Annotated in this window: 21 protein-coding genes; 8 read left to right on the top strand and 13 right to left on the bottom strand. The window is 65.0% G+C overall.

Annotated elements, in window-relative coordinates; translation table 11 throughout:
- Window positions 1-48 precede the first annotated feature (48 nt).
- On the top strand, window positions 49-1,395 hold the full coding sequence (locus tag ABIC17_RS06080; RefSeq protein ID WP_354280062.1) for an NAD-dependent succinate-semialdehyde dehydrogenase: 1,347 nt from the start codon (window positions 49-51) through the stop codon (window positions 1,393-1,395).
- 135 nt (window positions 1,396-1,530) lie between these two features.
- Here ABIC17_RS06080 and leuB read toward each other — a convergent pair whose 3' ends face one another.
- From leuB to ABIC17_RS06060, 4 genes are all read right to left on the bottom strand, one after another.
- Window positions 1,531-2,583 carry a 3-isopropylmalate dehydrogenase gene (gene leuB, locus ABIC17_RS06075; protein ID WP_354280060.1) on the bottom strand — a complete coding sequence of 351 codons (1,053 nt, stop codon included), beginning with the start codon at window positions 2,581-2,583 and terminating at the stop codon, window positions 1,531-1,533.
- A gap of 52 nt (window positions 2,584-2,635) precedes the next feature.
- Window positions 2,636-3,262, bottom strand: coding sequence for a DNA repair protein RecO (gene recO / locus ABIC17_RS06070; RefSeq protein ID WP_354280059.1), 627 nt, complete (start codon window positions 3,260-3,262; stop codon window positions 2,636-2,638).
- Between the two features lie 247 nt (window positions 3,263-3,509).
- Entirely contained in the window at window positions 3,510-4,913 is a 1,404-nt protein-coding gene (locus tag ABIC17_RS06065) for an NAD(P)H-dependent flavin oxidoreductase (RefSeq protein ID WP_354280057.1), read from the bottom strand.
- A 67-nt stretch (window positions 4,914-4,980) separates the two neighbouring features.
- A complete protein-coding gene (locus tag ABIC17_RS06060; RefSeq protein ID WP_354280055.1) occupies window positions 4,981-6,117 on the bottom strand; it encodes a glycosyltransferase family 4 protein in 1,137 nt (378 codons plus the stop codon).
- Here ABIC17_RS06060 and ABIC17_RS06055 point away from each other — a divergent pair.
- Window positions 6,101-7,264 carry a GGDEF domain-containing protein gene (locus ABIC17_RS06055; protein WP_354280053.1) on the top strand — a complete coding sequence of 388 codons (1,164 nt, stop codon included), beginning with the start codon at window positions 6,101-6,103 and terminating at the stop codon, window positions 7,262-7,264. The two genes, ABIC17_RS06060 and ABIC17_RS06055, sit on opposite strands and share 17 nt — an antisense overlap.
- 1,093 nt (window positions 7,265-8,357) lie before the next feature.
- On the opposite strand, the gene ABIC17_RS06050 is transcribed toward ABIC17_RS06055, so the two are convergent.
- From ABIC17_RS06050 to ABIC17_RS06040, 3 genes are read right to left on the bottom strand one after another with little or no spacing between them, the layout of a single operon-like run.
- Complete coding sequence (locus ABIC17_RS06050; protein WP_354280051.1) at window positions 8,358-9,485, bottom strand: glycoside hydrolase family 130 protein; 1,128 nt, start codon at window positions 9,483-9,485, stop codon at window positions 8,358-8,360.
- Complete coding sequence (locus ABIC17_RS06045) at window positions 9,482-10,240, bottom strand: SDR family oxidoreductase (protein WP_354280049.1); 759 nt, start codon at window positions 10,238-10,240, stop codon at window positions 9,482-9,484. Before ABIC17_RS06045 ends, ABIC17_RS06050 begins: the two co-directional genes overlap by 4 nt.
- A gap of 35 nt (window positions 10,241-10,275) precedes the next feature.
- Window positions 10,276-11,151 (bottom strand): alpha/beta fold hydrolase, encoded by an 876-nt coding sequence (locus ABIC17_RS06040; protein ID WP_354280047.1) that lies wholly within the window; start codon window positions 11,149-11,151, stop codon window positions 10,276-10,278.
- Window positions 11,152-11,188: 37 nt separating this feature from the next.
- Here ABIC17_RS06040 and ABIC17_RS06035 point away from each other — a divergent pair, with 37 nt between their 5' ends.
- Both ABIC17_RS06035 and astD read left to right on the top strand, forming a co-directional pair.
- Complete coding sequence (locus ABIC17_RS06035) at window positions 11,189-12,550, top strand: protein adenylyltransferase SelO (protein WP_354280045.1); 1,362 nt, start codon at window positions 11,189-11,191, stop codon at window positions 12,548-12,550.
- A 51-nt stretch (window positions 12,551-12,601) separates the two neighbouring features.
- The gene (astD, locus tag ABIC17_RS06030) at window positions 12,602-14,014 is read left to right on the top strand and encodes a succinylglutamate-semialdehyde dehydrogenase (protein ID WP_354280043.1); all 1,413 of its coding nucleotides are present in this window, start codon (window positions 12,602-12,604) and stop codon (window positions 14,012-14,014) included.
- A 53-nt stretch (window positions 14,015-14,067) separates the two neighbouring features.
- Here the strand turns inward: astD and ABIC17_RS06025 are convergent, their stop codons facing one another.
- The 6 genes from ABIC17_RS06025 to ABIC17_RS06000 form a co-directional block, all read right to left on the bottom strand.
- Window positions 14,068-14,391, bottom strand: a complete 324-nt coding sequence (locus tag ABIC17_RS06025) for a hypothetical protein (protein WP_354280041.1) — start codon at window positions 14,389-14,391, stop codon at window positions 14,068-14,070.
- Window positions 14,392-14,496: 105 nt separating this feature from the next.
- Window positions 14,497-15,051: a F0F1 ATP synthase subunit B family protein gene (locus ABIC17_RS06020; protein WP_354280040.1), complete on the bottom strand. Its 555-nt coding sequence runs from the start codon at window positions 15,049-15,051 to the stop codon at window positions 14,497-14,499.
- Entirely contained in the window at window positions 15,044-15,538 is a 495-nt protein-coding gene (locus ABIC17_RS06015) for a F0F1 ATP synthase subunit B family protein (protein ID WP_354280038.1), read from the bottom strand. Before ABIC17_RS06015 ends, ABIC17_RS06020 begins: the two co-directional genes overlap by 8 nt.
- A 19-nt stretch (window positions 15,539-15,557) precedes the next feature.
- Window positions 15,558-15,770 (bottom strand): F0F1 ATP synthase subunit C, encoded by a 213-nt coding sequence (locus tag ABIC17_RS06010; RefSeq protein WP_354280586.1) that lies wholly within the window; start codon window positions 15,768-15,770, stop codon window positions 15,558-15,560.
- A 60-nt stretch (window positions 15,771-15,830) separates the two neighbouring features.
- Complete coding sequence (locus tag ABIC17_RS06005; RefSeq protein ID WP_354280584.1) at window positions 15,831-16,589, bottom strand: F0F1 ATP synthase subunit A; 759 nt, start codon at window positions 16,587-16,589, stop codon at window positions 15,831-15,833.
- 20 nt (window positions 16,590-16,609) lie between these two features.
- Window positions 16,610-16,894, bottom strand: a complete 285-nt coding sequence (locus tag ABIC17_RS06000; protein ID WP_354280036.1) for an AtpZ/AtpI family protein — start codon at window positions 16,892-16,894, stop codon at window positions 16,610-16,612.
- Window positions 16,895-17,113: 219 nt separating this feature from the next.
- Between ABIC17_RS06000 and radC the strand changes: the two genes are divergently transcribed.
- The 4 genes from radC to arsH all read left to right on the top strand — a co-directional run bounded on the left by radC (window position 17,114) and on the right by arsH (window position 19,634).
- Window positions 17,114-17,806 (top strand): RadC family protein, encoded by a 693-nt coding sequence (gene radC, locus ABIC17_RS05995; RefSeq protein WP_354280034.1) that lies wholly within the window; start codon window positions 17,114-17,116, stop codon window positions 17,804-17,806.
- A 318-nt stretch (window positions 17,807-18,124) separates the two neighbouring features.
- On the top strand, window positions 18,125-18,457 hold the full coding sequence (locus tag ABIC17_RS05990; RefSeq protein WP_354280032.1) for an ArsR/SmtB family transcription factor: 333 nt from the start codon (window positions 18,125-18,127) through the stop codon (window positions 18,455-18,457).
- Window positions 18,458-18,468: 11 nt separating this feature from the next.
- Complete coding sequence (gene arsC / locus ABIC17_RS05985; protein WP_354280031.1) at window positions 18,469-18,897, top strand: arsenate reductase (glutaredoxin); 429 nt, start codon at window positions 18,469-18,471, stop codon at window positions 18,895-18,897.
- Window positions 18,897-19,634: an arsenical resistance protein ArsH gene (gene arsH, locus ABIC17_RS05980; protein WP_354280029.1), complete on the top strand. Its 738-nt coding sequence runs from the start codon at window positions 18,897-18,899 to the stop codon at window positions 19,632-19,634. Before arsC ends, arsH begins: the two co-directional genes overlap by 1 nt.
- Window positions 19,635-19,707 lie beyond the last annotated feature (73 nt).

The raw sequence follows: 19,707 nt of genomic DNA, 5'->3' as shown, positions 1-19,707 counted from the left end.
GTCAGAACATAATCCCATCCCGGACCCATGTCACAGGAGCCTTCGCCCATGTTCACCAGCATCAACCCCGCCACCGGCGCGCCGGGCGAAAGCTTCGCCGAGCTGACCCAGGACGAGATCGCGGCGAAGGTTGCACAAGCGGAGGCCGCCTATCGGCAGTGGCGGCTGACCGACCCGGCGGAGCGCGCCGCGCTGTTGGAGCGGATTGCAGAGCAATTTGACGCCAACACGCATCGCCTCGCCGAGATCGCGACGCGGGAAATGGGCAAGACCCTCAAGTCCGCGATCGCCGAGGTACAGAAATGCGCCGCCGCTTTCCGTCATTATGCGCAGGAAGGCCCCGCGATGCTGGAGCCGCGCAGTTTCCCTGGCGCGACCGCGACGTGGCACCCGATGGGGCCGGTGCTCGCGGTGATGCCGTGGAATTTCCCGTATTGGCAAGTAGTTCGCTTCATGGCGCCGACGATCATGGCGGGGAATGTCGGGCTGCTGAAGCACGCCTCCAACGTTCAGGGCTGCGGTGCCGCGCTGGAGGAAATGGTGATCGCCGCGGGTGGCCCCGCGGGTCTGTTCCAGAACCTTGCGATCAAATCGGACAAGGTCGCCGACCTGATCGCGGACGACCGGATCGTTGCGGTGACACTTACCGGCAGCGAAGGCGCGGGGATGAAGGTCGCCGAAGCCGCGGGGCGCGCGCTCAAGAAGGTGGTGCTGGAACTGGGCGGGTCGGACCCGTTCATCGTGATGCCGTCCGCCGACATCGACGAGGCGGCCACGCAGGCGGTCACCGCGCGCGTCCAGAACACCGGGCAATCGTGCATCTGTGCAAAGCGAATGATCGTGCATACAGATGTTTATGACACGTTCTTCGAGAAATTCTCCGCGGGGATGAAGGCCGTCGTGGCGGGTGATCCGTTCGATCCGGACAGCACGATGGGGCCACTTTCCAGCGAGGAACAGCGCGAAACAGTGCTTGGACAGCTCAAATTGTTCGAACAAGCCGGGGCCAAGCTGCTGTTCGGTGGCGAGGCGTTGCCCGGCAAGGGGGCGTATATGTCGGCGGGGATCCTGGTCGACGTGCCGCTCGATCATGCGGTCGCGCAGGAGGAGTTGTTCGGGCCGATCGCGATGCTGTTCCGCGCGGAGGATCTGGATGCGGCGATCGCGCTGGCGAATGCCGTGCCGTTCGGGCTGGGATCGTCGGTGTGGACCAACGATGCCGACGAACGCGCGCGGTTCGAGCGGGATATCGAGGCGGGCATGGTCGCGGTGAATGCGATGCTGGCGTCGTCGCCGGAAGCGCCGTTCGGCGGCGTGAAGCGGTCGGGGCATGGGCGTGAGCTCGGGCCGTATGGGCTGCACGAGTTCATGAATTTGAAGACGGTGATCGGGTGAGGCGCTGACTATAAAAGCCCCTCCCCTTCAGGGGAGGGGTTGGGGTGGGGGAGTCCAGCAGAGGCTAGCTCTCCATAAGACACGTCCCCACCCCCAACCCCTCCCCTGAAGGGGAGGGGCTTCAGAAGTAGAAGGTTAGTTCAGCGCGGCCAAGATCGCGTCGCCCATCTGTGACGTCGTCAGCGTACCCCCGAGATCCACCGTCCGCGCACCATCGGCAATTGCCGCACGTACTGCCGCCTCCATACGCACCGCCGATGCCTCGTCCGACAGCGAGTGCCGCAACAGCAGCGCCGCCGACAGAATCGCCGCGCAGGGGTTGGCCTTGCCCTCCCCCGCAATGTCGGGCGCCGACCCGTGGATCGGCTCGTATAGGCCGCAGCTACCCTGCCAGTCGTTGAGCGATGCCGACGGGAGCATCCCGATCGACCCCACGCACATGCTCGCCTGATCCGACAGGATGTCGCCGAACAGGTTGCTGGTCACGATCACGTCGAACGCCCCGGGATTGCGCACCAGCTGCATCGCGGCATTGTCGACGTACATGTGGCTGAGCTTCACCTCGGCATAGTCGCGCGCGATCTCGTTGACGATTTCGCGCCACAATTGCGACGTCTCGAGCACATTGGCCTTGTCGACCGAGGTCAGCCGCCGGTTGCGCCGCGCCGCCATCTCGAACCCGACGCGCACGATCCGGGCGATCTCGACCTCGTCGTAGCGCATCATGTCATGCGCTTCGCGCAGGCCGGTGTGCGAAAAACCACGGCTCTTGTCGCCGAAATAGACGTCGCCGGTCAGTTCGCGGACGATCACCATGTCGATCGCGCGCGCGATCTCGGGGCGAAGCGCGGAGGAATCCTCCAGCCCCGGGAGCATCGTCGCGGGCCGGATATTGGCGAACAGACCAAGTTCCTTGCGCAAGCCGAGGATCGCCTGTTCGGGCCGCACTGCGCGTTCGAGCCCGTCCATGTCCGGATCGCCGACCGCGCCGAACAGGATCGCGTCCGCACGCTTCGCGAGCGCGAGCGTCTCAGGCGGCAGCGGGTGGCTCGTCTTGCGGTAGGCAGCGCCACCGACCAGCCCGGTCTCGAAGGTGAGGTCGAGCCCGAGCGCTTCGAGCACGCGGCGCGCCTCGTGCGTCACTTCCGGGCCGATGCCGTCTCCAGCGAGGATTGCGATCAGTGCCAAGGTCCGTCCCCATCCGTCAGTCGAAGGCGCGGCCATGCCGAGCCTTGACGCATCACGCAACCGCCCTTTTGAGCCGATCGATCAAACGAGCCCGCGATTCGAGCGTTACGGCGCGTCGATCGACCATGATCTGCGCCCCCAGCGCTTCGCCCAGCACGCGCAGGGCCGCGAAGACATCGGACCAGTCGTCCGCCGTGGGATCGGTCAGCGCACGCGGCAGCGCGTCGTCATCGAGCCCGTAGCCCAGCTCCGCCAACACCAGTTGCTCGTAGCGCGCAAGCGTCAGCGCCCAACCGCGCGCGGCGGGGGCGAGCGCGATCGCTTCGATCACCGCATCAAGCGCGAGGTACAGGCGGGGATAGGGCAAGGCCTCGGGCAAGGCGGCGGCGGTAAGGGCGGTCACCCAGTCGAGCGCGAGCGCGGGCAGCGGTTCGGCATAGAGCGGCGCGCGGCTGGTGACGAGCTCGACCGTCAGGCTGGCGAGCTGGTCGTCGGTCCGCGCGCGCCATTCGCCGACGACGCGGTTGGCGGGTTGCAGGATCGGCCGGATCCGGCTGGACCGGCCGCCGCGCACATAGCCCGCCTGCAATCCATCCTCGGGGGTCAGCGCGCGCACGATCGCGCCGTGCTCGCCGTGGTGGCGGACGCCGAGGATCAGGGCGGTGGTGCGCAGGTGCATCGCGGGGCTGTAGCGCGTGGGGGGCGGTGTGGGAACGGCGGGGGGATCTGCGTCGCTCCCCCTTTTTTGCTTTCCGCTTCCCCCTCCTTCCGCTTCCCCCCTCTTTTCGCTTCCCCGGCGAAGGCCGGGGCCCAGTAGCGAAACAGGAGAATGCTGGCCGCTGCGCTCCATTACCAAAACCTACGCTACTGGGCCCCGGCCTTCGCCGGGGAAGCGCAGTAAGTGATGAGATTGGCGAGTTCGCCCCTCAGTCACCCGTCAGGATGCGATCCACTAGCTGCTTCACCGTCGGCACGAACCCATTCGAATAGAACGGATCACGCTTGAACTGATACGCGCCATGCCCGGCGAACATCAGATTCTGCTCGACGTCACCACCGTGCGCGATGTCCTGCAGCGTTTTCTGGATGCAGAAGCTGCGCGGATCGGCGAGGCGACCGGTCGAGTTGGTCTCCGTATCCGACCAGGATGAGAAGGAGCACTGGCTGAGACAGCCCATGCAATCCGCCTGATCCTTGCGGATCACGCCCTTGTCCTCGGGCGTCACGAAGACGAGCGTGTTGTCCGGCGTCTTGAGCGCGTCGGTATACCCCGCGCCGAACCATTCGCGCGCGCTGAGCAGATCGTTGCGCGTGACCCAGAAGTTCTTGCCCTTCACGCCGACATCGAGCTGGAACGTGTGGTCGCCCGCGCTCTGCGTCGAGAAGGCGATCTGGCGCTCCGAGCGTGCCTGCAGATGCCGCAGGAACGGGTTGAGCACCGCGCTCGAATAGAAACCGGTCGGGGAGAAGCGATGCAGCAGCACCTCGCCTTCCTGGATATTGGTAAGGCGCGCCTTCCAATCCTCGGGAATCGGGCTTTCCTGCGTCAGCAGCGGGCGCGTGCCGAACTGGAACGCGATCGCGCCGAGTTCGGGATTGTCAATCCAGTCGGACCAGTCGCGCAAATACCAGACGCCGCCCGCCATCACGATCGGCACGTCGTCCGAAATGCCGCCTTCGCGCATCGTGTCGCGCAGCGCCTTGACGCGCGGATACGGGTCCTGCGGCTGCAACGGATCCTCGGCGTTGGACAGGCCGTTATGCCCGCCCGCGAGCCACGGATCTTCATACACCACTGCCGACAGATAATCCGCCGCCTTGGAATAGGCGCGCTTCCACAAGGCGCGAAACGCGCGGCCCGAGCTGACGATCGGGAGATAGCTGACCTCGTAGGACGAGGCGATCTCGCTCAGCTTGTACGGCATGCCCGCGCCGCAGGTGACACCCGCGACGAGACCACGGGTGCGTTCGAGCACGCCGTTGAGGATCCGCTGCGCGCCGCCCATTTCCCACAGCACGTTGATGTTGATCGCGCCCTGGCCACCCGCGATATCATAGGCGCGCTGGACCTGCTGGACCGCGCCCTCGATCGCGAACTCGATCAGTTCCTCATGGCGTTCGCGCCGGGTCAGCTTGGTATAGACCTGCGGGATGATCTTGCCGTCGGGATCGTAGCTGTCGGCGTTGACCGCCGATACCGTCCCGATCCCGCCAGCCGCGGCCCAGGCGCCCGCGCTCGCATGGTTGGTCGCGGCGACGCCCTTACCGCCCTCAACGAGCGGCCAGACCTCGCGGCCTCCATAAACGATGGGCTTCAAACCTTTGAACAAGTGAACGGCTCCCGGGTTAACATACGTTCGATATAGGCGTTGGATGCCACCAGCGGCAAATCGTGAATCAGCCCAGCCGGCCTGGCTGGCCGAGGACCGTGGAGTATAACGCGCGATACCGCGCAATCATCGTCGCCTCGTCAAATTCCGCGATCGCCTTTGCCCGATTCTTCTGCCCCAGCCAGCCGCGCTGCTCGGGCGAGGCATCACATAAGGTCTGCAGTGAATCGCGCAAAGCCACTTCATGCGTGCGCCGTTCGATAAAGCTGTGATTGTCGGGCGAAACCATCGCCAGGATATCCCCGACCGGGGTGGCCACGATCGGCAGGCCCGCCGCCATCCCCTCGATCACCGCGATCGGCAGTTGCTCGCTCCTCGACGACAGCGCGAGGATGTCGAACAGGCCGATGTAGCGATGCGGATCCGGCAGGAAGCCGGGAAGCACGAGCTGGCTCTCCATCCCCATGCGCTCGGCGGTGTCGAGGATCGCCTGTCGCTCGGGCCCTTCCCCGACGATGACCAGACGCACCTTACCCGACAGGCCTCCGACCGCCCGCACCAGCATCGGCAGGTCCTTGACCGCGCGCAGCCCAGCGAGCGTGCCGATGACGACTTCGCCCGGCTTGCGCTTGAAACCCGGGATTGCCTTGGGGTCGGGCTTTTTGGCGTAGAGCGCGGTGTCGACTCCGGTGGCAATCCGGTGGACGCGGTCGCGCGGCTGTTTCCACGTCTTGAGCGCGATCCCTTCGAGCGTTTGCGACGGCACGACCAGCGCATCGGCCTTGGTCAGCGCGAAACGGCGATACAGGTTGCGTTGCGGCTTCAACCCATCGGCTTCGTCGGCATCGAAGCCATCCTCGTGATGCACCACCGGGGGCATCCCCTTGGACGACACGCGCTTCGCCATCACCCCGTCGATCGCGCCCCAATCATACGTCAGCACCAGATCGAACCGGCGCATATACGCGGCGATCGCTTCGTACCGCTGGACCGAGGGGCCACCCGTCAGCGGCGGCGGGTTCTGCGCGATCTCGTAATCGATGCCCGACGCGATCTCGCTCTGGGCGCCATATGCGCCGTCCATACTGGAGGCGATCGTATGGCGCGCAGTGGCGCCGAACGCATTGATCAGCCGCACGCAACGCGCCGCCTTCCCGCCCGGCGAGAAGGTCGAGTGCAGATGGAGGATGTTCACGGCGCGCATTGCGGGCGTGCTTACCGACTCCGCGGCGCAAAACCAGCCCCGTCGTGTCGGAGGGCTGGCGTTGGCGCGATGGGCGGTTCGCCTGCCAGGTAAACGCCAAGGTGACGGCGCGACGAAGCTGCGTCAGTGTAGTCCTCTCCCGCCGGTGCGCCCCGCCGGTGGCATGGTAACACAAGCTTTACCTTATGATCGTTACGGCACCCAAATGAATAGACCATTGTCTCTTCAAGCGATGCCGCCTCCCCGGCGCTGGCATGACCGGCTGGACGCGTTGATTGCCTGGACGACCGCACTCTCGCGCGCCCGGGCACGCGCCCTGACCGCCGCAGCGGTCGTGATCGTCGGGCTCGCCGATTATGCGACCGGGAATACCCTCTGGTTCGGCCCGATCTACCTGCTGATCCTGTGCATGCCCGCCTGGACCCTGGGATGGCGCGACGCCGCGCTGACCAGCGCCGCGTGCGTTGCGGTATCGCTCGCCGCGAACGGGCTGGAAGCCTATCCGCTCGGCCATACGGCGATCGCCTGGAACATGGCCATGCGTCTGCTGGCGGTGGCGATCATCATCGTCCTGATGGCCGGCACGCGCCGCTCGTACGATCGTGAATGGCATCGCGCACGCAGCGATTCCTTGACCGGGCTCGCCAACGAGCAGGCCTTCTACGACAATGCCGGTGCGGTCGCGCGGCATCGCGCTTGGGGCATCCTCGCCTATGTCGATCTCGATGGCTTCAAGCAGATCAACGACCGGCACGGCCATGCCGCGGGGGACGAAGCCCTCCAGGCGTTCGCGCACGGGGTCCGTGACCTGATCCGACCGAACGATGTGTTCGCCCGGATCGGGGGCGACGAATTCCTGCTGTTCCTGCCGGTCGACAGCGAAGCCGAAGGCTACCGCCGCGCCACGACCCTGCATCTGGAGATGAACTGCATGCAGACGCCGTTCCCGCTTGGCTGTAGCATCGGCGCCCTGGTGCTGAACCTCAGCGAAACCGGTGTCGACAAGGCGCATGTCGGTGTTGCAGACCGGCTGATGTATCAGGCCAAGAACGACGGCGGCACCATCTGGATCCGCACGCTTGGCGACCCGGGAGGGGACTGGCTGGACGGCCCCGCCGACGACGAGCGCTCATCGCAAGCTGCGTAGGGTGATCTCAGTTTCGACTATTGTGCCTTGGTGGGGAGCGGACGTCAGGTTCCCGACATCTCATGCGGGAACTCTGGGTGGCTTCCCGGCGCATATTCGCAAAAAGGCGTCGCCAACCGCTTCTTCCGGAGGTCATATATGACGTAAACAACTGCGCAGCCTTGGCCCGCTGGACTCGATATGTGCTGAATGTCCTTGAACCATCTGCGCCCGCCTATCGGCACATGATCTTGCGTAGACACAGCATACACTCCGATCACCTTTTGATCCCAAGTGTCCGTGTATGATCGCGCGTAGGTTTTGAGTGGAGCGGCACCAACAGGCAGCGTCACACCATGCTCGATTTTGTCCATGATAGCGGTTTGGCGAGGCGTTTCCCCTGTTCCACATGCTGCCGCTACAAGCGACAGCCCTATTGTTATAATTTGCCTCATTGCGAGAGCTTTTCACATCAGCGCAATGTCCGCAACTAGGCGAAAGCCGCCTCGCGGTATCTGCCAACAGGCAACCATCAGCATGATTCACCGTGCCCAATTAAAACGGACAACCGCCATCGAAAACGCAAACACGAAGGCATAGCCAAACCGGTCTATGCCCACCCGGTTCTGCCCTTTTCTGTCCCGCAATCGACCGATCAGCACCATCGCCCCCCCCAACCAGTAGCGGCGTTACCAGCACATTTGCCTCGCAAAGGCCAAGGTCGGAGATGAAGGATCTGGGCATAATCAGCAGGCTTAGGCCGCCAGCTAGCCCACCCCACAGCGCAAAACCGATTGTTGATAAAAACGGATTTCTCCGCTTTTCGAAAGTCTCTGCAAGGCCGTGAAGGCCAAGCTCAGACAGGGACTCGAAGGCAAACTGTAGCAAGATCTCGCCGAGAAATTGCAAAATTATCTCGAATATCAACTCCATAAGTCGCTACCATATTGATGGCTCGCCAGGCATGGCTTACCCGGCGATCAGCTATCGCCAATATTCGCGGCAGATCAACCTGTCCGCCTCCAAGTAGACCAAGGCTTTTTACAACTTTTGGAAGCGGTCACCGCCTGTCTAAGCAGCGTAAATTAAGAGTTAGCAGCCTTTCCCCAAGGTATCACTCAAACAGCGTCTTGGCCAAATGCGAGATCCGGCACGCCAGATCCGCCTCCCCGCTCGCGACGACATAATGATCCCCCGCATCGGCGATGCCCGTAGTGAAGACGACGTTGTCGATATACATCTGGTCGCGCAGCGGATCGGTCAGCGCCGGGTTCGCTTCGATCAGCGCGTCGTGGCTGGTGCGGATCACCCGGCTGGGATCGTCGCGGTCGAGCAGCGACCAATAGGTGCGATACACGCCGACCACGCCCATCGGCTCGACCCCGTGCCACAGGCTCAGCCAGCCACCGCCGTCCGGCCCGTCGACCAGGATCGGCGGCGTGCCGCCGCCCATCCGCGCGGTCGCCATCGTCGCCGAATGCGGACGGATGCCGGGGCGCTCGTGCGGCTTCCAGTGGAGCGCGTCGGGCGAGGTCGACAGGTTGATCGACGGCCCCGCGCGCCATTCGCTCCCCGGCGGATAGGCGAAGTACAGGTCGCCCAAGGGCCGCGTCTGCGCCCAGTATTTGCCGCCGACCAGCCCTTCGAAGATCAGCATGTCCTTGTTCTGGTGATCGAGCACGATCCCCTCGAGCGTCCAGTCGAGGGCGTTGTCGGAGCTGTACAGCGTCGTCGAATGCCGCTCCGGGCTGACCGAGCAGGTCGTCATCAGATAGCGCTCGCCGACCTTGCTGATCCGGGCATCCTCGACGCCATAACATTGGTACGACGCCCGTGGCGCGATCGCCTTGTCGTAATGCACTGCCACCACCGCCGTGCCGTCGGCGTTGAGTTCGACCGGGAGCAGCCACGACAGCGAGGTCAGCGCCATCACCTTCCACCCGCCGCCGCGCATCATGAACTTGCGCGGGTCGGCCGTGTCGACGAAATCGAGCGGCCAGGCGTCGAGGCAGAAACCACCGTCATGCCAGCGGATCGCGTGGATCTGCTGTTCCTTAATCGGCGTGCGCAGCGCCTCGGCGATCCGCACCATCAGCAGCAGATTACCGTTGGGGAGCCGCGTCATCCCGGGATTGAACGCGCCGAGGACATAGGTCTCGGCGTCGATCTGTCCGGCGAGCGGAGACTTGCTCAGGTCGACATCGGCAGGAGTGAAGATCAGCGCGTCATGGGGAAAGGTCATTCTGAATCCTGGTTCCGCGGCGAGATGGTGAGCTGCTGGATAACCGTGCGGCGTGGCTGCGTCAGGATGTACTGCACGCCGACCGCAATGTCTTCCGCGCGCAGCGAGGTTTCATCGCGGATCTTCTCGCGCTGCTTCTCGGGCGGCGATTCGGGTTCCTGCATGGTCGATCCGGTGAGACCGGGTTCGACCAGCGATACGCGCACGCCCTTCGGCCCCATCTCGCGGCGAAACGCCTCGGCAAAGCCCTGGATGCCGTATTTGATCCCGGCGTAGACCGTGGAGTTGGGCCCGAGCACATGCGCGCTCATCGATCCGATCAGCACGATGTCGCCCGCGCCATCGAGCGCGGGGATCGAGGCGTGCGCGGTCATTAGATATCCGGTGAAGTTGGTGGCAATGGCATAGCGGACCTCCTCCTCGGACATGTCGCTCAGGCCTTCCGCAGCGATCGCGGCGTTGATCACCGAGACATCGACCCCACCCAGATACGCCTTGCCCGCCGCGACGAACGCCTTGGGACTCGCCTCATGCGAAAGGTCGAGCGTGATGCCGTCGCCCTCGCCCACTTCGCGGATCCGCGCGAGCGCATCGGCCAGGTGTTCGTCGCTCCGACCGCAGATAAAGACGCGCGCGCCTTCGCTCGCCAGCAGCACGGCGATTGCGCGACCGATGCCGGTGGTGCCGCCGGTGATGATCACCCGCTTGCCCTTCAGGCTCGGCATCGCGGTGTGCGCGTCGGACAGGTCGGTCATGCAAGGGCTCCCGGTTTCAGTCCCTTGGAGACGCCTCAGCCCGAAGCGGGTTCCGCGGCGATCCGGGCGAGCAGTCGGTCGATCGCGGCGATCGCCGCGGGTTCGTCGAGCGTCGGCGCATGGCCGGTGGCGGGGATCGTGAGGAGGTCGCCCTGCTCCAGCACCCCGGCCATCCGCTCGGCAACACTCGCCGCGAGCACGTCCGAGGTCGCGCCGCGCACCAGCAACGTGGGCACGGTCTTGAGCCCCTCAAGCGCGCGCCACATGTCGGGCCCCGCTTCGTTGCCAGGGACACGGAACGGTTCGGCGATCTTCATGTCGTAATCGAGCACGATCCGCCCGGCGCTGTTGAGCCGGTACAACCGCTTGGCCATCGCCAGCCAGTCCTCGAGCTGGAAATCGGGATAGACCGACTCGTTCGCCTCCGCGACCGCGCGCGCGGCGTGGAGCCAGGTTGGCCAGGTGTTGGACTTGCCGACATAGCTGCGGATCCGCGACAGGCCCTCGGGGCTGATCTCCGGGCCGACGTCGTTGAGTACCAACCCCGCCAGCTTTTCCCGAGCGGTCCCCGCCAGCAGCATCGCCACGATCCCGCCAAGCGACGTGCCGAACGCGACGTAGCGCGCTACGTCCAGTTCGCGCAGCAACGCCTCCACGTCCTGGACATAGGTGAGCGGCACATAGCTCATCGGGTCCTTGGCATAACCGCTGTCGCCGCGCCCGCGCAGGTCGATCGCGATCACGCGCCAGTCGGGGGACAGGCGTAGCGCGAGGTCGTGATAGTCGCGCGCGTTGCGCGTCAGACCGGGCAGGCACAGGATCGGCGGGCGATCGGCAGGACCCGGATAATCCCGATAATGGAGGCGGAGGCCGTCATTGGACCACCAATATCGGTTTTCGTACGGTGGCATGGTTGCGTCCTGCGGTTGGTACCCTCCATATTCACGTATGGACCAGCACCCGCAACCCTATCGCCCCGAAACCGCGATCCTCGATCTCGGCGACGCATTCTATGATCCTGTCGTCGCGGCGAATTTCCCCGAAACGCACCTGCGTTTCCGCAACGATCGCGCCGCCGCCGAGGTGGGCCTTGGGGATCTGGGGGCGGCGGAGTGGATCGAGCATTTCGGGCGCTTCGCGGCGATGCCGGGCAGCCTCGAGGAGCCGCTTGCGCTACGCTATCACGGCCACCAGTTCCGCAACTACAACCCCGAGATTGGCGACGGCCGCGGGTTCCTGTTCGCACAGCTGCGGGATGACCGCGACCGGTTGATGGACCTCGCCACCAAGGGATCGGGGACGACGCCGTGGAGCCGCTTCGGTGACGGTCGGCTCACGCTCAAGGGCGGGATGCGCGAAGTGCTAGCGACGGAGATGCTCGAGGCGCTGGGCGTGCCGACGTCGCGGAGTTTCTCGCTGATCGAGACCGGGGAGGAGTTGGAGCGCAACGACGAGCCTTCGCCGACGCGCTCGGCGGTGCTGGTGCGGCTCAGCCACAGCCACATCCGGATCGGCACGTTCCAGCGGCTCGCCTATCTGCGCGATGCGGAGAGCATGACTCGGCTGATCGGATATGTGCTCCGCAACCTGTATGGCGAGGAACCAGGCGAGGACGCGCCTGCGCGGCTGCTCGACCTTGTCGTGGGGCGGACCGCGACGCTTGCGGCCAGCTATATGGCGGCGGGGTTCGTCCACGGGGTGCTCAACACCGACAATATCAACGTGACGGGCGAGAGCTTCGACTATGGCCCGTGGCGTTGGGCGCCGACATGGGACCCGGCGTTTACCGCGGCCTATTTCGACCACGCGGGGCTTTACGCCTTCGGTCGCCAGCCCGAGGCGATCCACTGGAATGTGATGCAACTCGCGGTCGCCCTGCGCACCGTCAGCGAGGCGCAACCGCTGATCGACATCCTCGAGACCTTCCCGGAGCGCTATCAGCGCGCCGTGTCCGACGCGATCCTGTGGCGGCTTGGCGTCGTGCCGCAAGAGCCGACGCGCGACCGCGCGCTGGTCCAGACGATCGAACAGGGCCTGACGCAGAGCGCGATCGGGATCGACCGCTTCTTCTTCGACGCCTTCGGCGGCACCGTTCCGGAGGGCGAGGCTTTCGATCCCCTGCGCGTCGCGCTGGCGGGCTATGCGCCGCGGAAAGCGCGTGCCCACCCCTATTGGTCGGCTGCGCCCTGTTCGATGCTGATCGACGAGGTCGAGGCGATCTGGGCGGCGATCGATCAGCGCGATGATTGGGCACCATTCCATGCGAAGATCGCCGCGATCCGCCAAATGGGCGAGGCGTTGGCGGGATAAGGTCGTGTCAGGGAAGTGGATTCACCCTTAATTCTGGGGCAAGACTCTCCGATGACGAGCAATCTCCTATCCTACGAACCCGCAACCGGTGCCTTGCTGTGGGAGGGTGCCATCGGCGACGCCGATGTCGAGGTCGCCGCCGCGCGGGCAAGCTGGGCATCGTGGGCGGCGCAACCGCTGACCAACCGGATCGAGACGCTCCGCCGGTTCGCCAACGTCGTCCGCGCACGGGCCGAGCCGTTTGCCGACCTGATCGCGCGCGAGACCGGCAAGCCATTGTGGGAAGCCCGCACCGAGGTCGAGACGGTGATCGCCAAGGTCGACATTTCGGTCAGTGCCTATGCCGACCGGACTCCGCAGCGGCGGCTTGATTCGCAAATGGCCGGACGAATGGCGCTGCGTCACAAGCCGCACGGCGTCCTGGCCGTCCTCGGGCCGTACAACTTCCCTGCGCATCTGCCCAACGGCCACATCGTCCCCGCGCTGCTCGCAGGGAATGCGGTGGTGTTCAAACCCTCCGAGAAGACCCCGGCGACCGGCGCGTTCCTGGTCGACTGTCTGCGCGCGGGCGGCGTGCCCGAGGGGTGCATCCGGCTGCTGATCGGTGGCGCGGACGAAGGCAAGGCGCTGGCGGCGCATGACGGGATCGACGGGCTGCTGTTCACCGGCTCGGCACCGACCGGGATCGCGCTCAACCGTCAGTTCGCGACTCGGCCCGAGAAGATCCTCGCGCTCGAAATGGGGGGCAACAACCCGATCATCGTGTGGGAGTCGCCCGATCTTCATGCCGCGGCCGTGCTGATCGTCCAGTCCGCTTTCACCAGCGCGGGCCAACGCTGCACCGCCGCGCGCCGGTTGATCGTCGACGAGAAGCAGTACGATCCGCTGATGGACGAACTGACCAAACTGGTCGGGCGGATCATCGTCGATGAACCGCACGCCACCCCCGCCCCGTTCATGGGACCGGTGATCGACAATCAGGCCGCTGACCTGCTGACCGAGAGTTTTCTCGAATTGATGATGCGCGGCGGGCGTGCGATTCGCCACCTCGAGCGTCCCGTCCCCGACCGTCCGTTCCTGCGCCCCGCGCTGATCGATACGACGGATCTCAACGACCGCCCGGACATCGAGCTGTTCGGGCCGATCTTGCAGGTGATTCGTAAGGCGAGCTTCGAGGATGCAATCGTCGAGGCGAACAACACGCGCTACGGCCTGTCGGCGTCGCTGCTCAGCCAGAACCCCAAGCTGTACGACCAGTTCTGGGCGAATGCCCGCGCCGGGATCGTCAACTGGAACAAGCCGACCAACGGAGCGTCCTCGGGCGCACCGTTCGGCGGGATCGGATGGTCGGGCAATCACCGTCCGAGTGCCTATTATGCCGCGGATTATTGCGCCTATCCGGTCGTGTCCAACGAAGCGGAGCAGGCGCGCGCGAGCATCGGTGTGGGCTTGCGCGACGCCTGAACCGCGCTTGCCCGCATTCCGGACCGAACAGGCCCGGAATGCGGGCAGCAATGCTATTTCAGCGCGGCCAGGTCCGCCTTGACCTTGACCAGCGCCGCATCGGTCAGTGCGCCCTGCGACAACGGCTGGACTTGTGACAGCGACATGCTCTTGAACTGATCGTACATCGGGTGCGCGGTGATGTTGTCCAGGTCCGCGTCGAGCACCTGTTTCGCCGCGGGATCCGCGGCGATCGTCTCGATCGGCGTATCGAGCGTGAATTTCGCGGCCGGAGCGGGTGCGGGCGCAGTGGTGGTCGGGGTCGTAGGCGCGGTCGATTGGGCCGCCAGAGGTGCTGCCGATGACAGCATGACGGCAGCGAGGACGAAAGTTTTCATGACGGAGCCTCGTAGAGTGACGACGGCGCGAATCGCCGTGGCACGCTACCCTAGCTCCGACGTGTGACAAGGCAAACGCAGCGCGCCGGATCGACCGGCGCGTGCTTAGTTGAGGCGACCCAACCCTGCGATCGTGCGGTCGACGAGCGCCTTGTCGGCGTCGGCACCGTGACGCTCTGCGATGATCGTCGAGGCGGCGCGGGCGGCGGCATCGGCGGCCGAGGCGCGGACTTCGGCGATAGCACCGCGCTGGGCGGCGGCGATCTGGTCCTGCGCCATCGTCTGGCGACGGGCGACGAGTTCGGCCAGATCGGTTTCTGCCTTCGCCACCATCGCGGCGGCTTCGGCTTCGGCATGCTTGACGATCGCGGCGGCATCGCCAGCACTGGCCGCATCGCGTGCCTGGGCGGCGACGAGCAGCGCTTCGGCTTCGGCCCGCAACCGCGAGGCTTCGTCCAGTTGCGACCGGATCTTCTCGATCTGCCCGTCGAGCATCCGGGCAACCAGGCCCGGTACGTTCTTCCAGAGCAGCAGCCCAATCACGACCAGCATCGACAGCGCGACCCAGCCGGCTGCGTTGATGCCGAACGCGGTCGGCTCGTGATGGAGTTCGGCGACGCCCGTCGATGCTACCGTCTGTACGGTGGAACCCTCAGCCATGCGCCAATTCCGTCTTCACACGCGCTTCGATCGTCGAACGGTCCACCGCCACACCCGAAAGCTTGGCGACGATCGCCTCGACCGCATCGGTCGTTGCTGTTTCAATCTCGGCGAAGGCCTGCGTCTTGGACGCTGCGACCTGCGCGGTTGCGGCGGCAAGCTGTGCCTGCATCGCCGCATCGCTTGCCTTGAGCTTGGCTTCGGTATTCGCGGTGGCGCGATCCTTGGCCTCGCCCAGCGCCAGGGCAGCCTTCGACCGGGCGTTTTCGAGCCCGGTCTGATAGGCTGCCTCGACGGCGTGCGCTTGCGCGCGCGCAGCCTCTGCCGCAGCGATGTCACCGTCGATCCGGCCGTTACGATCGTCGATCGTCGCCTCGATCTTGGGGACCATCGCCTTGCCGATCCCGAAATAGATCAGCGCGAATACGATCGCCAGCCAGAAGAGCTGGGAGGCGTAGATCTCACCGATCTGGGAAAGCTGCGGCATGGACTGCGCTCGCTCTTACTTAGCGGACGACGAAGAGGATGAGGATCGCGACGACGAACGCGATCAGGCCGAGCAGCTCCGATGCTGCGAAGCCGATGAACAGGCGGCCCTGCTGGCCGTCTGCTGCGCCCGGGTTACGCAGTGCGCCCTCGAGGAACGAACCGAACACGTTGCCGACGCCGAGTGCCGCGAGACCGACACCGATCGCTGCCAGGCCGGCACCGATGTACATTGCACCAAGATCAGTCATGTTAAGCTCCTTAGAATACAGTCAGATGGGTGTTGAAAACGATTAGTGCAGATGCACCGCGTCGTGCAGGTACAGCGACGTGAGCAGTGCAAAGACGTAAGCCTGGATTGCGCAGACCAGCAGCTCGAGCGCGCTGACGCCGACGATCATGACGAAGCTGAGCACGCTGACGATCGGGCCGAGCGCGCCGCCGGCGTTGATGCCCTGCACCACGAAGCTGCCGAACACTTCGAGCAAAATGTGCCCGGCGGTCATCGCGACGAACAGTCGCAGCGCGAGGCTGAACGGGCGGACCATGAACGACACGAACTCGACCGGGATGATGACGGGCATCAGCCAGCCGGGCGCACCGTGCGGCACGAACAGCGAGAAGAACTTCAGGCCATGCTTGGCGAAACCGACGACCAGCACGATCGCGAACGACAGGAACGCCAGGATCGCGGTGACCGTAATGTGGCTCGTCACCGCGAAGGTGTGCAGCCCGGGCAGGATCGCGAGCGGCATCACCCCGATCAGGTTGGCGAACAGGATGAAGAAGAACAGCGAGAAGATGTACGGCGCGAACTTCTTGCCGCCCGAACCGATATTCACGCTGACCATCGAATCGATGAAGCTCACCGCGTTCTCGGCCATCACCTGCCAACGGCCGGGGATGAGCTGGCGCTTGAGACCGCCTGCCATGAATACCGCCAGCAGCACGAACACGACGACCATGAACAGCGCCGAGTTGGTGAAGGAGACGTCGTAACCGAACAGCTCGATATGGCGACCCAGGACGGGCTCCACCATGAACTGTTCCATCGGATCGATTTTGCCGGCGCTCACTCCGCGCGCTCCTTCGAAATCTTCATGATGTTCATGAACGCTCCGTCGACGGCCAGCGCCAGCACGATGAGCAGAGCCCACGGACTGGTACCGAGCCACGAATCAAGCGCCCAGCCAAGAATTCCACCACCAAGCAACGCACCAAGCAATAGCGCGAGAACCCGGGTTCCCTGGCCATAGCCCTTTGCCTGCGGCACCACGCCCTGGCCACGCGCCTGCGATGCCGCACGTGCCGAAGCAATGCGGGCGTCGAGGTCGTCGGTCGGGCGTTGATCGGCCAAGGGGCGCGTGTCCTGATAAGAAAACGCCGCCGTGCCGTCATGGCACCGCGACGATATGTGCGGGAAACAGGGGCAACCCCCGTGTGACGGATCGTTTAAGAAGCAGACCGGGGGGTGTCAACCATTGGTCGCCGTCCGGACCTTCCCGCGGCACGCCAATATTGGAGACATAGACGCCCGCGTTGCTTCGTCGCAAGCGTAACGATAGGTCTGGGGACGATGAGCGCGCCAGCCCCTTCCCTTCCGGACCAAGCGGGGCACCGTGCGCGGTTGCGTCAGCGGCTGTTCCTCCAGGGCGAGGAAGCGCTGCTCGATCACGAACTGGTCGAGTATCTCCTCGCGCTCGCGATACCGCGCCGGGACACCAAGCCGTTGGCCAAGGCGCTGCTTGCCGAGTTCGGCGGGATCGGCGGCGTTTTCGGGGCCGAGCCCGAGGCCCTGATGCGGGTTGCCGGAATGGGCGATACGTCGGCGGCCGCGATCAAGATCGTGCAGGCCGCCGCGCTCCGCCTGCTGCGGGTCGAGGCGAGCACGCGCCCGGTCCTCGCCAGCTGGCAGGCGCTGCTCGACTATCTCCATGCCGACATGGCGCACCGCACCAACGAGCGCGTCCGAGTGCTGCATCTCAATGCGCGCAACATGCTGGTCCGCGACGAAGTGATGAGCGACGGATCGATCGACGAAGCCGCGCTCTATGTTCGCGAGGTGATCCGGCGGGCGATCGACCTGGGGTCTGCGGCGATCATCCTGGTACATAATCATCCGAGCGGCGACCCTGCGCCGAGCCGTGCGGACATCGACATCACGCGGCGCGTTGCCGAGGCGGGCAAACGGTTGGGGATCGCCTTGCATGATCATATTATCATCGCTGGGTCGGGACATTCGAGCCTGCGCGCTATGGGGCTGCTGTAGGGCAGTGGCTGCGGAAAGTTATGGAAAGTCGCCTACGGTGTCGGCAGCAGCTTGGTAGCGTGACACCTTCACAAAGGTCTTGGCACGGCCGCCTGCTGCGTCACCCCACGTCCCAAACGCTGCCGTCATACTGAACTTGTTTCAGCATCCACGGTACAACAAGGGCAGTCCGGACTCGCGGAGGGCTGGATCCTGAAACGAGTTCAGGATGACGGTTTGCAGAACGCGGGTTTAGTGGCCAGTCCCGCCGTGTGGGACCGCCTGCCTACCGATCAAGATACCCCTTGCGCACGAACAACCATCCGCTATTCCGGATATATGGAATCAGCTCTCGCCATTGCTGCGCTTGGCGCGCTAGCCCAGGGAACGCGCCTTGATACGTTCCGCCTGCTCGTCCGGCATGTCCCCGAGGGCCTTCCCGCCGGCGAAGTCGCGCGGCAGCTCGGTGTCCCGCAAAACACCATGTCCGCGCATCTGGCGATCCTGACGCGATCCGGCCTCGTGCGATTCGAGCGCCAGGGCCGGACGATCTTCTACCGCGCGGACCTCGATTCGGTCCGGGGGCTGATGCTGTTCCTCGTGCAGGATTGCTGTGCTGGCAATGCCGATCTGTGCACGCCGCTGATCGAGGCGCTCACCCCCTGCTGCTGAAAGGTCACGCCATGTCCGTCGATATCATCGTCTATCACAACCCCGCCTGCGGGACGTCGCGCAACACGATCGGGCTGATTCGCAACGCGGGGATCGAGCCGCATGTCGTCGAATATCTCAAGACACCCCCGTCGCGCGAAATGCTCGTCGATCTCGTCCGCCGCGCCGGGATTACGCCGCGCGCGCTGTTGCGCGAGAAGGGCACGCCCTATGCCGAGCTCGGTCTGGCCGACGAAACGCTGTCGGACGACGCACTGTTCGACGCGATGGTCGCACACCCGATCCTGATCAACCGCCCGCTGGTCGTCTCGCCAATGGGTGTCAAACTGTGCCGTCCGTCGGAAGCGGTGCTCGATCTGCTCCCAACCGCGCAACAAGATGCGTTTGCCAAGCAAGACGGCGAACAGGTGATCGACGCCGCTGGTCAGCGCGTCGCCTGATGCCGTTGCGCCCCCTGTCCGACCCGACGCATTTGCCCGCGCTCGACCGCCGCTATGCCATCGCGCGCCCGGCCTCAGGGTTGGGCGCGGGCGACCCGCCGCCGCGGATCCTGCTGCTGTACGGGTCTTTGCGCGACCGGTCGTTCTCGCGGCTCTGTGTCGAGGAAGCCGCGCGGCTGCTGCAGTTCTTCGGATGCGAGACGCGAATCTTCGACCCGTCGACCTTGCCGCTGCCCGATCAGGTGGCGAGCGACGATCACCCGGCAGTCCATGAACTGCGCGAGCATTCACTGTGGTCCGAGGGACAGGTGTGGTGCAGCCCCGAGCGGCACGGGCAGATCACCGGGATCATGAAGCTCCAGATCGATCACCTCCCGCTCGCGATGGGTGGAATGCGCCCGACCCAGGGGCGGACGCTCGCGGTGATGCAGGTGTCCGCTGGGTCGCAATCGTTCAACAGCGTCAACACGCTGCGCATTCTCGGCCGCTGGATGCGGATGGTGACGATCCCCAACCAGTCGAGCGTCGCCAAGGCCTTCGCCGAATTCGACGACGCCGGGCGGATGAAACCGTCGAGCTATTACGACCGGATCGTCGACGTGATGGAGGAACTGGTGCGCTTCACGGTGCTGCTGCGCCCGCACGGCGCGCAACTGGTCGAGCGCTATTCGGAGCGTAAGGAAGCCGGACGCCTGATCGACCCCGCGACGGATCTGGCAAGCATCGCCGGGCGCTGAGCGATGCGCTGGAAGCCTGGAACCTGGAAGCTGGTGATCGCATGCCCCCGTTCGCCCTGAGCGAAGTCGAAGG

This window comes from Sphingomonas sp. PvP056, assembly GCF_040549155.1.
In the GTDB taxonomy this organism is placed as follows: Bacteria; Pseudomonadota; Alphaproteobacteria; order Sphingomonadales; family Sphingomonadaceae; genus Sphingomonas.
This window is presented reverse-complemented; position numbering and strand designations above follow the sequence as displayed.

Excerpts from the sequence above, each read along its gene's own strand:
- ABIC17_RS06010 (WP_354280586.1), bottom strand. The coding sequence starts at position 15,770 with ATGTACATCGGTGCCGGCCTGGCAGCGATCGGTGTCGGTCTCGCGGCA.
- ABIC17_RS05990 (WP_354280032.1), top strand. The coding sequence starts at position 18,125 with ATGGAATCAGCTCTCGCCATTGCTGCGCTTGGCGCGCTAGCCCAGGGA.
- ABIC17_RS06015 (WP_354280038.1), bottom strand. The coding sequence starts at position 15,538 with ATGCCGCAGCTTTCCCAGATCGGTGAGATCTACGCCTCCCAGCTCTTC.
- ABIC17_RS06050 (WP_354280051.1), bottom strand. The coding sequence starts at position 9,485 with ATGACCTTTCCCCATGACGCGCTGATCTTCACTCCTGCCGATGTCGAC.
- radC (WP_354280034.1), top strand. The coding sequence starts at position 17,114 with ATGAGCGCGCCAGCCCCTTCCCTTCCGGACCAAGCGGGGCACCGTGCG.
- ABIC17_RS06060 (WP_354280055.1), bottom strand. The coding sequence starts at position 6,117 with ATGCGCGCCGTGAACATCCTCCATCTGCACTCGACCTTCTCGCCGGGC.
- ABIC17_RS06025 (WP_354280041.1), bottom strand. The coding sequence starts at position 14,391 with ATGAAAACTTTCGTCCTCGCTGCCGTCATGCTGTCATCGGCAGCACCT.
- ABIC17_RS06005 (WP_354280584.1), bottom strand. The coding sequence starts at position 16,589 with ATGGAACAGTTCATGGTGGAGCCCGTCCTGGGTCGCCATATCGAGCTG.
- arsC (WP_354280031.1), top strand. The coding sequence starts at position 18,469 with ATGTCCGTCGATATCATCGTCTATCACAACCCCGCCTGCGGGACGTCG.
- ABIC17_RS06020 (WP_354280040.1), bottom strand. The coding sequence starts at position 15,051 with ATGGCTGAGGGTTCCACCGTACAGACGGTAGCATCGACGGGCGTCGCC.
- ABIC17_RS06080 (WP_354280062.1), top strand. The coding sequence starts at position 49 with ATGTTCACCAGCATCAACCCCGCCACCGGCGCGCCGGGCGAAAGCTTC.
- astD (WP_354280043.1), top strand. The coding sequence starts at position 12,602 with ATGACGAGCAATCTCCTATCCTACGAACCCGCAACCGGTGCCTTGCTG.
- recO (WP_354280059.1), bottom strand. The coding sequence starts at position 3,262 with ATGCACCTGCGCACCACCGCCCTGATCCTCGGCGTCCGCCACCACGGC.
- arsH (WP_354280029.1), top strand. The coding sequence starts at position 18,897 with ATGCCGTTGCGCCCCCTGTCCGACCCGACGCATTTGCCCGCGCTCGAC.
- ABIC17_RS06055 (WP_354280053.1), top strand. The coding sequence starts at position 6,101 with ATGTTCACGGCGCGCATTGCGGGCGTGCTTACCGACTCCGCGGCGCAA.
- ABIC17_RS06035 (WP_354280045.1), top strand. The coding sequence starts at position 11,189 with ATGGACCAGCACCCGCAACCCTATCGCCCCGAAACCGCGATCCTCGAT.
- ABIC17_RS06040 (WP_354280047.1), bottom strand. The coding sequence starts at position 11,151 with ATGCCACCGTACGAAAACCGATATTGGTGGTCCAATGACGGCCTCCGC.
- ABIC17_RS06045 (WP_354280049.1), bottom strand. The coding sequence starts at position 10,240 with ATGACCGACCTGTCCGACGCGCACACCGCGATGCCGAGCCTGAAGGGC.